This is a genomic window from Mycobacterium sp., assembly GCF_019243155.1.
Taxonomy (GTDB): Bacteria; Actinomycetota; Actinomycetes; order Mycobacteriales; family Mycobacteriaceae; genus Mycobacterium.
Map to the genome: position 1 here is coordinate 1 of NZ_JAFAUS010000502.1, position 12,081 is coordinate 12,081.

Annotated in this window: 14 protein-coding genes; 7 read left to right on the forward strand and 7 right to left on the reverse strand. The window is 65.6% G+C overall.

The window, feature by feature from the left end:
* The 3 genes from JOZ00_RS25250 to JOZ00_RS25260 form a co-directional block, all read right to left on the reverse strand.
* On the reverse strand, window positions 1-641 hold a 641-nt coding region (locus JOZ00_RS25250), incomplete at its 3' end, for an MlaD family protein (RefSeq protein WP_293349746.1).
* Between the two features lie 3 nt (window positions 642-644).
* A complete protein-coding gene (locus JOZ00_RS25255) occupies window positions 645-1,508 on the reverse strand; it encodes an ABC transporter permease (RefSeq protein ID WP_293349749.1) in 864 nt (287 codons plus the stop codon).
* Between the two features lies 1 nt (window position 1,509).
* Entirely contained in the window at window positions 1,510-2,349 is an 840-nt protein-coding gene (locus JOZ00_RS25260; protein ID WP_293349752.1) for an ABC transporter permease, read from the reverse strand.
* A 303-nt stretch (window positions 2,350-2,652) separates the two neighbouring features.
* On the opposite strand from JOZ00_RS25260, the gene JOZ00_RS25265 reads away from it, so the two are divergent.
* The 5 genes from JOZ00_RS25265 to JOZ00_RS25285 all read left to right on the forward strand — a co-directional run bounded on the left by JOZ00_RS25265 (window position 2,653) and on the right by JOZ00_RS25285 (window position 6,425).
* Entirely contained in the window at window positions 2,653-3,255 is a 603-nt protein-coding gene (locus JOZ00_RS25265) for a TetR/AcrR family transcriptional regulator (RefSeq protein WP_293349755.1), read from the forward strand.
* Window positions 3,256-3,281: 26 nt separating this feature from the next.
* Entirely contained in the window at window positions 3,282-3,563 is a 282-nt protein-coding gene (locus JOZ00_RS25270; RefSeq protein ID WP_293349758.1) for a phosphoribosyl-ATP diphosphatase, read from the forward strand.
* Between the two features lie 2 nt (window positions 3,564-3,565).
* Window positions 3,566-4,423: an ATP phosphoribosyltransferase gene (gene hisG, locus JOZ00_RS25275; RefSeq protein ID WP_293349761.1), complete on the forward strand. Its 858-nt coding sequence runs from the start codon at window positions 3,566-3,568 to the stop codon at window positions 4,421-4,423.
* Window positions 4,424-4,536: 113 nt separating this feature from the next.
* Window positions 4,537-5,058 (forward strand): DUF4126 domain-containing protein, encoded by a 522-nt coding sequence (locus JOZ00_RS25280; RefSeq protein ID WP_293349764.1) that lies wholly within the window; start codon window positions 4,537-4,539, stop codon window positions 5,056-5,058.
* The gene (locus JOZ00_RS25285; protein WP_293349767.1) at window positions 5,055-6,425 is read left to right on the forward strand and encodes an FAD-containing oxidoreductase; all 1,371 of its coding nucleotides are present in this window, start codon (window positions 5,055-5,057) and stop codon (window positions 6,423-6,425) included. The genes JOZ00_RS25280 and JOZ00_RS25285 overlap by 4 nt, the downstream gene beginning before the upstream one ends.
* 3 nt (window positions 6,426-6,428) lie before the next feature.
* Here JOZ00_RS25285 and JOZ00_RS25290 read toward each other — a convergent pair whose 3' ends face one another.
* Both JOZ00_RS25290 and JOZ00_RS25295 read right to left on the reverse strand, forming a co-directional pair.
* Window positions 6,429-7,193: a helix-turn-helix domain-containing protein gene (locus JOZ00_RS25290; protein WP_293349770.1), complete on the reverse strand. Its 765-nt coding sequence runs from the start codon at window positions 7,191-7,193 to the stop codon at window positions 6,429-6,431.
* A gap of 127 nt (window positions 7,194-7,320) precedes the next feature.
* Complete coding sequence (locus JOZ00_RS25295; protein WP_293349773.1) at window positions 7,321-8,217, reverse strand: RecB family exonuclease; 897 nt, start codon at window positions 8,215-8,217, stop codon at window positions 7,321-7,323.
* 74 nt (window positions 8,218-8,291) lie between these two features.
* Here JOZ00_RS25295 and trmI point away from each other — a divergent pair, with 74 nt between their 5' ends.
* Window positions 8,292-9,134, forward strand: a complete 843-nt coding sequence (gene trmI / locus JOZ00_RS25300; protein WP_293349776.1) for a tRNA (adenine(58)-N(1))-methyltransferase TrmI — start codon at window positions 8,292-8,294, stop codon at window positions 9,132-9,134.
* A 4-nt stretch (window positions 9,135-9,138) separates the two neighbouring features.
* Here trmI and JOZ00_RS25305 read toward each other — a convergent pair whose 3' ends face one another.
* Both JOZ00_RS25305 and JOZ00_RS25310 read right to left on the reverse strand, forming a co-directional pair.
* Window positions 9,139-9,438, reverse strand: a complete 300-nt coding sequence (locus JOZ00_RS25305) for a DUF503 domain-containing protein (RefSeq protein ID WP_293349779.1) — start codon at window positions 9,436-9,438, stop codon at window positions 9,139-9,141.
* Window positions 9,439-9,446: 8 nt separating this feature from the next.
* A complete protein-coding gene (locus JOZ00_RS25310) occupies window positions 9,447-10,076 on the reverse strand; it encodes a hypothetical protein (protein WP_293349782.1) in 630 nt (209 codons plus the stop codon).
* Window positions 10,077-10,377: 301 nt separating this feature from the next.
* On the opposite strand from JOZ00_RS25310, the gene arc reads away from it, so the two are divergent.
* On the forward strand, window positions 10,378-12,081 hold a 1,704-nt coding region (gene arc / locus JOZ00_RS25315; RefSeq protein WP_293349785.1), incomplete at its 3' end, for a proteasome ATPase.

The following is a 12,081-nucleotide window of genomic DNA, read 5'->3' on the forward strand; positions in this document are numbered from 1 at the left end:
GAGGGGCCGGTGTCGGTGCTGACGATCGAATTGAGCTGATCGAGAAGGCGATTCAGCTGCGCGCCGGCATTCAGCAGGGTGGTGCGGCGATGGTCGGTTGCGGCCGCCAAAGCGGCCAGGATCCCGACGGATCTGTCGTCACGGCCGCGCCCCGCGGCGGCGAGCAGGTCGCGCAGCTTGCTGACGGTGGTCTGGAACAGCACAGTCGGCAGCTGCCTGTCTTCGGGAATGTGCGCGCCCGCGCGGATGATCGTTCCGGGCCCGTTACCGACCAGCTGAACCGACGACACCGCGAACACGTTGCTGGGTACCACGCGTGCGGTCACCGCGGACGGAATCGACTTGGCGTATTCAGATTTGAGATTGATGTGGACGTAGTTGGGCTTGCCGTTGGCGGCGGGAACGACACCGTCAACCATGCCGACGAGCACGCCGTGATACTTGACGTCGGACTTCTGCGGTAGCCCGTCACCGACGTTGACCAAGTCGGCTACGACTCGAACGTAGTTGTCGAGCCGGCCCGTCGACTTCATCAACAGGCCTACGGTGACCACCGTCGCGACAACCAACACCGCCACACCGGTAAGCAGCAGTTGGCGATCCGATGGGCCGCGCCCATCCGTCTCAAAGGAATTCGGCATCCGCTATCCACCGAACCTTGCGCCCGCGTCGACTCCCCACAGCGCCATGGTGAGCAGCATGTTGACCATGATCACGACGGTGATGCTGGCCCGCATGCCATGTCCCGCAGCCACTCCCACGCCCTCGGGTCCGCCGGAGGCGTAGTAGCCGTAGTAACACTGGATCGTCGAAGCGATCCACACAAAGATGACGGCCTTGAATAAGGAATAGACGATGTCCTTGCCGGCCAGCATCAACGAGAAGTAATGCAGATAGGGACCGGTCGCGCCGCCGCTGCTGATTCCCACCACCACTTGCGTGCTCAGGTAGCCGATGGCCAGGCACGCCGCATACAGCGGAATCATCGCGACCGCCGAGGCAAGCAGCCGGGTGGTCACCAGGTACGGAATGGGCCGGATCGCAATCGATTCCATGGCGTCGATCTCTTCGGCGATGCGCATGGACCCCAACTGGGCGGTGAACCGGCATCCGCCTTGCATCGCAAAGGCGAGCGATGCCATCAGGGGAGCGAGCTCACGCGTGTTGACCAAAGACGAGACGAAGCCGGTCGCCGGGCCCAGCCCGAGCAGATCCAGGAAGTTGTAGCCCTCGATGCCGACGAGCGCGCCGACCGTCATACCGAGGACGACGGCCACACCCGCGGTACCGCCACCCACCACGATCGAGCCGTTGCCCCAGGTGATGTTCGACAGCAGCCGCAGGAATTCGGGCTGGTATTGGCGCAACGCGATCGGCACGCCCGCCAGGGCGCGGAAGAAGAAGACGAGCAGATGGCCGAGCCGAATGATCGGGACTCTGCCCCGGCGGTAGGCGCGGAGCACCCGGTTGGAAAGCGGCGCGAACGGAAGGTAGGTGGAGGCCGCCACGTCACAGCCCCGTCCTGGGGACCAACATGATGTAGAGCTGGCTGATGGCGACGTTGACGATCATCAGCAGCAGGACTGCTTCGACGACGGCCGCGTTCACCGAGTTCGCCACGCCCGTCGGGCCGCCCTTGGTGGACAGGCCTTTCTGGGCAGAGACGACCGCGACGATCGCGCCGAACATGATCGCCTTCAGCAGCGCCAGGATCATGTCGTAGGTGGTCGCGAAGGAGGCGAACGTCGAGACGAAGCTGCCGGGCGCGCCGTTCTGGAAGTAGACGTTGAACATGTAGCTCGCGAAAAAACCGACGAAGCACACGACTCCGGTGAGCGCGACGCCGATCATGATGGCCGCCGCGAACCGCGGCACCACCAGCCGCCGGATGACCGAGACGCCCATCACTTCCATGGCGTCGTTCTCTTCGCGCATCGTCCGCGAGCCGAGGTCCGCGGTGATCGCCGACCCGACCGCCGAGGCCATCAGGATGGCGGCCACCAGCGACGCGCCCTGGCGGATGACCGCGAGTCCACTGGCAGCCCCCGCCAGCGAGGTCGCGCCGACCTGGCCGGCCAGCAGGGCGAACTGGATCGAGAGGGTGACGCTGATCGGCAATGAGACCAGGATCGTCGGCAGCACGGCCGTCCCGGCCATGAACGCGCCCTGACGAACGAATTCCTGCCATTGAAATCGGCCCGTGAAGAGGTCGACGAAGAAATACTGAATGGTGCGCACGCCAAGGACGAATTGCTCACCAACCGTGGTGAGCGAGGCGAGTGGATGACGTTTGACATATCCGACAGACCAGTCCGCAATGGCGACGACGCCGTCTTGTTGTGTCGTCATCGTGCGACTATTAGTCGTCTGTCTAGCAAATGCGAACAAGCGGTTGTCACGTAACAGCTACCGCCTTCATCGGCGTTCCCCCCAGCACTATGCCCCGAGTGCCGGGCAGAACGAAGCTGGGCGCCACGAGGCGCATCTTCATAAAGATAGTATTTACAGCATCCGCAACTCTGCAGCTCATCGGTGTGTGCTGAGTCACACTAGCCTACTTGATAGGCACTTTCAATAGTGTAGAGTCACTCATCTAGTTCGTCGTTGGACGGCATCTTGGGGTCGGAATGTCGGATTGACGAAGGTGATGGCATGCCCACAGCAAACACCGGTTCGCTACGGGACCGACGCCGGGCCGAGTTGCTTTCTCAGATTCAGCTCAATGCGCACCACTTATTTGCCGAGCGCGGCTTTGACGCGGTGACGACGGAGGACATCGCCGCCGCCGCCGGAATATCCATCAGCACCTATTTCCGGCATGCACCCACAAAAGAGGGGCTGCTTCTCGATCCCGTCCGCAAGGCCATCGCCGAGATCGTCGGTTCTTACGGTGCGAGACCGCCCCACGAATCGGCGGTCGAGGCATTGCTCCGCGTGTTCGTCGCGCGCGCCCGGGAGGCTGACGAGCTCGACAACCTCGATACGTGGCGGCACGCGATCGCAACCGCGCCCCGGCTGTTGAGCAAAACCGCGCTGGTCAGCGAAAACGATCACCGCAAATTCATCGAGCAGGTCGCGGCCCGCATGGGCGTCGACCCGACGGTCGACGTTCGGCCCGCGCTGCTGGTGCACACCAGTTTGGCCGCAATCAAATTCGTCCTCGACCGCTGGCTCAACGGGGATGCCGGCGGGGATCCGCCCTTCCACATGCAATTGGAGTACGCCCTGCGAACGACGCTCGCCGGGTTTGAATAAACCGCCGTGACTTTGCTCGTCGCCGCGTGAAACAATCGCTGGCCGTGAAGACCTTCGATGATCTGTTCGCCGAGTTGGGCGAACGCGCCCGCACCCGGGCGCCCGGGAGCGCCACGGTCGCCGCGCTGGATGGCGGCGTTCATGGGCTGGGCAAGAAGATCCTCGAGGAGGCAGGCGAAGTGTGGCTGGCCGCCGAACACGAACCCGACGAAGCGCTGGCCGAAGAGATCAGCCAGTTGCTCTACTGGACGCAGGTGCTGATGATCGCGCGCGGACTGTCCCTCGACGACGTGTACCGGAAGCTGTGACCATGCTGCGCGTTGCGGTTCCCAACAAAGGCACGCTGAGCGAGCCGGCCAGCGAGATCCTCTCGGAGGCGGGCTATCGTCGCCGCACCGATTCCAAAGACCTCACGGTCATCGACCCTGCCAACCAGGTCGAGTTCTTCTTCCTACGGCCCAAAGACATTGCGATCTATGTCGGTTCGGGCGAGCTGGACTTCGGCATCACGGGACGGGACCTGGTGCGCGATTCCGATGCGCCGGTGCGGGAACGCCTCGCGTTGGGGTTCGGGTCGTCCAGCTTCCGGTATGCGGGTCCGGCCGGGCGGGACTGGTCGCCGGCCGATCTGGCCGGCAAACGGATCGCCACCGCCTACCCGAATCTGGTCCGAAAAGACTTGGCGGAGCGGGGTATTGAAGCGACAGTCATCAGACTCGATGGTGCGGTGGAGATTTCGGTGCAACTCGGCGTGGCCGACGCCATCGCCGACGTGGTCGGGTCCGGCCGCACCCTGAGCCTGCACAACCTGGTGGCCTTCGGCGACCCGCTGTGCGATTCGGAAGCGGTGCTGATCGAACGCACCGACGAGGACGGTGAGGCCGGAACGCGGGCGGCCCGTGACCAACTGGTGGCGCGGATTCAGGGTGTGGTGTTCGGTCAGCAGTACCTCATGCTGGATTACGACTGCCCGCGCTCGGTGCTGGACAAGGCGACCGCGATCACCCCGGGGCTGGAGTCACCCACCATCGCCCCGCTCGCCGAACCGGGCTGGGTCGCGATTCGCGCGCTGGTGCCGCGTCGGGGCGTCAACGAGATCATGGACGAGTTGGCCACCATCGGAGCCAAAGCGATTCTGGCGTCCGACATCAGGTTCTGCCGCTTTTGACCATGACTTGAGCGGCACGGCTGTGTTAGCGTCCGGCCTAGGGGACCGCCCAGGTAACGGAAGGGGTTGTCCCCTCTTTTATCGCCGGGCTGTTCGTCCCCCAGGAGGTCTTCGTGACACACGTAATCATCGTGCTACTGGCTTTGCTCATCGGCGTTGTCGCCGGCTTGCGTTCCCTGACGGCACCCGCCGTGGTCGCCTGGGCCGCCGCGCCGGCCATTCTTGGTTGGCTCGATCTGAGCCACACCTGGGCGTCCTGGCTGGGCAACACCATCACGGTGGTGATCCTGACGATTCTGGCCATCGGTGAACTCATCACCGACAAACTGCCGAAGACTCCGGCGCGCACCTCGCCACCCGCGTTCGGTGCACGGCTCGTGATGGGCGGGCTGGCCGGCGCGGCGCTCGGCGCGTGGCCGCACTGGACCTTCACCGCGCTCGGCGCCGGGGTGATCGGCGCGGTGCTCGGCACGCTGGGCGGCTATCAGGCCCGTAAGCGGTTGGTGGCCGCCACCAAAGGAAAGGACTTGCCGATCGCACTGCTCGAGGACGCGGTCGCGATCCTGGGTGCATTCGCCATCGTCGCGGTGACCGGCCACGTGCTGACCGAGTACCTGCTGACAGCCGTTAAGTGACAGAGCATTTCGATGCGATCATCGTCGGTGCGGGACAGGCCGGCCCGTCGTTGGCGGGTCGGCTGACGGCTGCCCGGCAGCGCGTGGCCATCGTGGAGCGCAAACTGATCGGCGGCACCTGCGTCAACAACGGCTGCATTCCCACCAAGACGCTGGTGGCCAGCGCGCACGCCGCCCACATGGCGCGCCGTGGACCAGATTTCGGTGTCCACACGGGGCCGGTCAGCGTCGACATGGCGAAAGTCAAGGCGCGCAAAGACCAGATCATGCTCAGCGACCGCAAGGGCGTTGAGGACTGGCTAGACGGTATGGACGGTTGCACCGTCGTTCGCGGCCATGCCCAATTCGTGGATCCGCACACCTTGCGGGTCGGCGACGAGGTGCTGCACGCCGACCAAATCTTCCTCAACGTCGGTGGACGCGCGGTGGTCCCGGACATTCCGGGGCTCTCGGATGTGGAGTTCCTCACCAACGTGTCAATCCTCGAACTCGACACGCTGCCAACACATCTCGTCATCCTCGGGGGTAGTTACATCGCACTGGAGTTCGCCCAGATGTACCGGCGTTTCGGGGCGGCGGTGACCGTCGTCGAGCGTGGTCCGCGGCTGGCGTCGCGCGAAGACGAAGACATCTCAGCCGCCATCAAGGAGATCTTGGAGGCCGAGGGGATAGACATCGTCCTGGGCGCCGATGATGTGCGAATTAGCAAGCACAGCAACGGGTTTGAACTTAACCCCGCTGCGGGTGCCGCGCCCGTCCAGGGGAGTCATCTGCTGCTGGCGGTGGGGCGGCGGCCCAACACCGACGACCTGGGTCTGGACGCGGCGGGGGTGCAGACCGATGCCCGCGGCTACATCGTGGTCGACGACCAACTCAAGACCAGCGTCGACCACATCTGGGCGATGGGCGACTGCAACGGCAAGGGTGCGTTCACCCATACCTCGTACAACGATTTCGAGATCGTCGCGGCCAACCTGCTCGATGACGACGCGCGTCGAGTCAGCGACCGCGTCAGCACCTACGCGCTCTACATCGACCCACCGCTGGGCCGCGCCGGCATGACAGTCGGGGAGGTCCGCGAGTCGGGCCGCAAGGCGCTGGTCGGCCAGCGACCGATGACCAGGGTCGGCAGGGCAGTGGAAAAGGGTGAGACGCAAGGCTTTATGAACGTCGTGGTCGACGCCGACACCCACCAGATACTGGGCGCCGCCATCCTGGGAGTCGGCGGCGACGAGGCCATCCACGGAATTCTGGACATCATGTCGGCCAAGGCGCCCTACACCACGCTGGCGCGGACCATGCACATCCACCCGACCGTCAGCGAGCTCATTCCCACGATGCTGCAGGAGATGTCGCCGCTCGACTAGCCGTCAGGACAGGGCCGACCCGACCCCGCGTACCGTCCGCAGCACAAGATCGCGCAGCGTCGGCGGAACCCGGTCGGATTCGATGATGGCGGTGACGGCGCCGGCGCAGCGGCCGTTGGGATACCACGCCGGTGCGGAGATGCAACAGACTCCCGGCAGCACGTCCTGCTGGTCGACGACGACGGTGTGCAAGTCGCGGATCGTTGACCGCAGCCGATGCCAGCCCGCCGCGTTTCGGGAGTCCGGGTCCGCGGTGGCGCCCGCATGCCGCGCGGCAAAGAGCACCTGGCCGGCGGCGGTGCGTCCGATCGCGTCGTGTGCCGGTGCGGGAATGCCGGGGTGTCCGCGGGGCGCGGTGGCGCACACCAGATGCAGCCGGCCCTCGACGAGGATGGTCATCGACGCGATGGCCTGGGACTGCACGGCGAGTGTGCGCACCCACGGCTGCGTCACCGCCCGCAGCGATGGATCGGGTTGCCAGCGCTGACCAATACGGCCCAGGCGTGCGCCGATGTAGTAGCGGCGTTCGTGGCGCCGGACGGCGCCCAGCCCGGCCAGTTGCTCGGCGAGGCGGTAGGTCGAGGCCTTGGCAAGCCCGCTTTGCCGGCTCAGGTCGCTCAGGCCCAAACCGGCGTCGGCTCGGGCCAAGGCCTCCAGCACCGCGAATGCGCCGTCGAGCACCGCGCGCCCCGAATTGGGCGCCGTCCCGATTGCCGGATCAGGGGCATCTTCCAACAGACACCCGCTCGCCCGGTCAAGCTGCGTCATCGCGACCCCTATTCGCCAGCACATTCCGGTTTCGTACTGACCCGTCCCGAACCGTAGTGAGCGGACGCGAAAAAGGCGTGAGTAGCCCACTACCCGTCTTTGATGGCTCAGTACTCGGGACCGCGAGCTAAATGGCTTGCGTCCGTGCGTCTTCCGGCCACCCCGGATACGGGGGTGGAGTCCCGCCGAAGAGCGGGCAGTGCTGCTGGTGGGGACACCAGTCGCAAAGCCGCGACTGGCTGGGGCGGAAATCGCCTGTCTGGCCGGCGGATTGAATGGCACGCCAGATCGCGATCAAGGTCTTCTCAAAACGCAGCAGCTCGTCGAGGTCGGGCGAGTAGTCCAACACCTGGCCGTCGGCCAGGTAGATAAGGCGCAGCCGAGTCGGCGGCACGCCGCGCGATCGCAGCAGGGCCACCGCGTAAAACTTCATCTGGAACATCGCCTTGAACTCCGCGAGGGCCCGTGCCGCCGGCGGCGCCTTACCAGTCTTGTAATCGACCACCCGCATCTCGCCCGTCGGCGCGACGTCGATCCTGTCGATGAAACCGCGCAGCAGCGTGCCGTCGGCCAGTTCGACCTCCACGCGCTCTTCGCAGGCTTGCGGTTCGAAGCGGGTCGGGTCCTCGAGGCGGTAGTAGCCGGCGAGCAACGCGCGGGCCTCTTCGAGTAGCTGGGTTTGCTGTGCCGGGTCCAGCCCGCCGGCCAGATCGGTCTCCTCGGCGATCACCTGGTCCCACGCGGACCCCACGAGCCCGATCGCCGTGTCGGGGCCGCGCTGGCCCGGAGGCAGGGCGTAGAGCTGTTGCAGGGCGGCGTGCACCACCGACCCGCGCAGCTGCGCGGGCGAGGGGGCCTCGGGCAGCCGGTCGATCGCCCGGAAGCGGTACAGCAACGGGCACTGCTTGAAGTCCGCCGCCCGCGAAGGTGACAGCGCCGGTTTTGAAGCCGGCTTCGAAGCGGCCCGCGACCTCGGTTCGGGCAGGCAGATCGTCGACTGCGCTATCGCGGGTTCGACGGTCATGTCGGCAGCCTAGGACCGGGTGCCGACAACCCCCAAGCACCGACGACGGCGAGTCGGCTGGCACGCTAGACCGCGTGTCCGTAACCGGCCCGTTCACTGTCGGGGAACGCGTCCAGCTCACCGACGCCAAGGGTCGGCACTACACCATGTCACTCACGCCCGGCGCCGAGTTCCACACCCATCGCGGGGCGATCGCTCACGATGCGCTGATCGGGTTGGAACAGGGCAGCGTGGTCAAGTCCACCAACGGGGCGCCCTTTCTGGTGCTGCGGCCGCTGCTCGTCGACTACATCATGTCGATGCCTCGTGGACCGCAGGTGATCTATCCCAAGGACGCCGCCCAGATCGTGCACGAGGGCGACATCTTCCCGGGGGCCCGCGTGCTGGAGGCCGGCGCCGGGTCGGGCGCGCTGACGTGCTCGCTGCTGCGTGCCGTCGGTCCCGACGGGCAAGTGATCTCCTACGAGGAGCGCGCCGACCATGCCGAGCACGCCCGCCGCAACGTCTCGGTGTTCTTCAACGGGGCACCCGACAACTGGCAGCTGATCGTCAGCGATCTGGTGGAGTCCGAGCTGCCCGACGGTTCGTTCGATCGCGCCGTGCTGGACATGCTGGCGCCGTGGGAGGTGCTCGACACCGTTTCGCGGCTGGTGACCGCCGGCGGCGTGTTGATGATCTACGTGGCGACTGTCACCCAGCTGTCGCGCGCCGTAGAAGCCCTACGGGCTCAGCAATGCTGGACCGAACCGCGGTCGTGGGAGACCATCCAGCGCGGCTGGAACGTCGTCGGCCTGGCCGTTCGGCCGCAGCACTCGATGCGCGGGCACACCGCGTTCCTGATCTTCACCCGGCGGCTCGCACCCGGTGTCGTCGCCCCGGTGCCGTTGGGCCGCAAACGCCCGGGCCGCGACGGCTAGGTCGCTACGCCAAGTCTTCGCTGCGAACCAGCGACCGCCGCACGGACAGCAGCTCGAACTCGGGATGCGCGGCAACCAACCGTTCGGCCGCATCCAGGACATCGACGGCGTGGCTGCGATCGCCGGACACCATCGCCAGCCCGATGCCCGCGCGGCGGTGCAGATCGAGCGAGCCGGTCTCGGCCGCCGACACGCTGAACTTGCGCTGCAACTCGGCGACGACGGGACGGATAACCGACCGCTTCTGTTTGAGCGAGTGGACGTCGCCCAGCAACACGTCGAACTCGAGCCAGCCGATCCACATCCCGCGGGTCAACCCGGCGGAGTCGGGGATGGCGGGGGCTCCGGGGGCGGTGGAGGTGCGGGCGCCGGCGGTGGTTCGGGCGCCGGCGGCGGAGCCGAGCCCGGGGGCGGGGACGTCGGGGACGGCGTGTCGGTCGAGTTGCCCAGTGCGAGCAACATTTCCGCAGTTCGCTGCGACAACTGCCAACCGCCTTGGAACGGCGTGAACTCCATCGGGAAGGTGAAGGTGCCGTTGTTCCGGGCGGTGTGAACGACGACGTTGGCCATCACGTTGGCCGGGTTCTTGTCCGACCAGGCGATGTCGTTCGCGTTGAAAGTGATCGGCAGGGAGCCGTTGTCCCGCAGCGCGTTGGTGAACTTGTCCAACGTGGCGGCGCTCTCCGGGGTGGCGCCTTCGACGAGATTGACCTTGTTGGCGCCGGGAATGGTCGGGTCGGCGAGCTTGCCGAGTATGTCGGTGAGGATTTCCGGCGCGGGCGGGGGAGTCGTCGGAGGCGCGGCGATCACGGTGGACGTGGCCGGCGGTCCGGGCGGGGCGGACGACGAGGCGATCCTGGGTTGATTGTGAGTGCATCCGGCGAACCCGAGCGCCGCCAGGATTGCGGCGGCGCTCAACGCGAACGAGAAGTGTCGGTTCATCCGGCGGGGGTACGCAGTTACGGTCGCTTTCCGAAGCGTGGAGTGATGGAGATCGGGCCAACGGATGCAAGTGAAGTCACAGCGCCGGCCGCCGCGCGGACGGGAGCTACGCCGCCCAGGCCCGTGTCGAGGCTTTTTACAGTCACTGGGGTCCTTTCGATCAGCGCGATTAGTGGCCGAGATTACCTGCGTGACGAAAATCTTAACTTTTCGTGGGTATTTGACTACACGCATCAAACGACAATCGCCGGTAGCGTTGAGATATCCGCCGCGCCATTACGGTGTGGGAAAGGAGCGCAACATGGGTGGCTCAGAGCGTTCTGAAGCATTCGGTACACCTGAGGAATCAGACATGTCCAGCGGCGATGCTGCCGAGTTGGAACAATTACGTCGCGAGGCAGCGTTGCTGCGCGAGCAACTCGAGAACGTCGCCGGCGCACATGGCAGCGTCCGCTCTGCCCGCGATGTTCATCAACTCGAGGCCCGCATCGATTCCCTCGCGGCGCGTAACTCGAAGTTAATGGAGACGCTTAAAGAGGCTCGCCAGCAACTGCTTGCGCTGCGCGAGGAAGTCGACCGGCTCGGACAACCGCCCAGCGGTTACGGCGTCCTATTGGCCGCGCACGAAGACGACACCGTCGACGTGTTCACCTCAGGTCGCAAGATGCGACTGACGTGCTCGCCGAACATCGACGTGCCGGTCCTCAAGAAGGGCCAGACGGTCCGGCTGAACGAAGCACTGACCGTCGTCGAAGCCGGCACGTACGAATCCGTCGGCGAGATCTCGACCCTGCGCGAGGTGCTCGGCGATGGCCATCGGGCGTTGGTCGTCGGCCACGCCGACGAAGAGCGGATTGTCTGGCTGGCCGAACCGCTGGTCGCCGAGGACCTGCCGGACGGCGTTCCCGACGCACTCAACGATGACACCAGGCCGCGCAAGTTGCGGCCTGGCGATTCTCTGCTGGTCGACACGAAGGCCGGGTACGCGTTCGAACGCATCCCCAAGGCCGAGGTCGAGGACCTGGTGCTGGAAGAGGTGCCCGATGTCAGCTACCTGGACATCGGCGGCCTGACCCGCCAGATCGAGCAGATCCGCGACGCCGTAGAGCTGCCGTTCCTGCACAAGGAGCTCTACCGGGAGTACGCGTTGCGTCCGCCCAAAGGTGTGTTGCTCTACGGCCCGCCCGGTTGCGGAAAGACGTTGATCGCCAAGGCCGTGGCCAACTCGCTCGCGAAGAAGATGGCCGAGGTGCGCGGCGACGACGCGCGCGAGGCCAAGTCGTACTTCTTGAACATCAAGGGCCCCGAACTGCTGAACAAGTTCGTCGGTGAGACCGAGCGTCACATCCGGTTGATCTTCCAGCGCGCACGGGAGAAGGCGTCGGAGGGAACTCCGGTGATCGTGTTCTTCGACGAGATGGACTCGATCTTCCGCACCCGCGGCACCGGCGTCTCGTCGGACGTCGAGACCACGGTGGTCCCGCAGCTGCTGTCCGAGATCGACGGCGTCGAGGGTCTGGAGAACGTCATCGTGATCGGCGCCTCCAACCGCGAGGACATGATCGACCCGGCGATCCTGCGGCCCGGCCGCCTCGACGTGAAGATCAAGATCGAGCGGCCCGATGCCGAAGCGGCGCAAGACATCTTCTCGAAGTACTTGGTCGAGACGCTGCCGGTGCACGCCGACGACCTGGCCGAGTTCGGCGGCGACCGCGCGCTGTGCATCAAGACGATGATCGAAAAGGTCGTCGACCGGATGTACTCCGAGATCGACGACAACCGGTTCCTGGAGGTCACCTACGCCAACGGTGACAAGGAAGTCATGTACTTCAAGGACTTCAACTCCGGGGCGATGATCCAGAACGTCGTCGACCGCGCCAAGAAGAACGCGATCAAGTCGGTGCTGGAGACCGGTCAACCCGGTCTGCGTATCCAGCATCTGCTCGACTCGATCGTCGACGAATTCGCCGAGAACGAGGACCTGCCGAACACCACGAACCCGGAC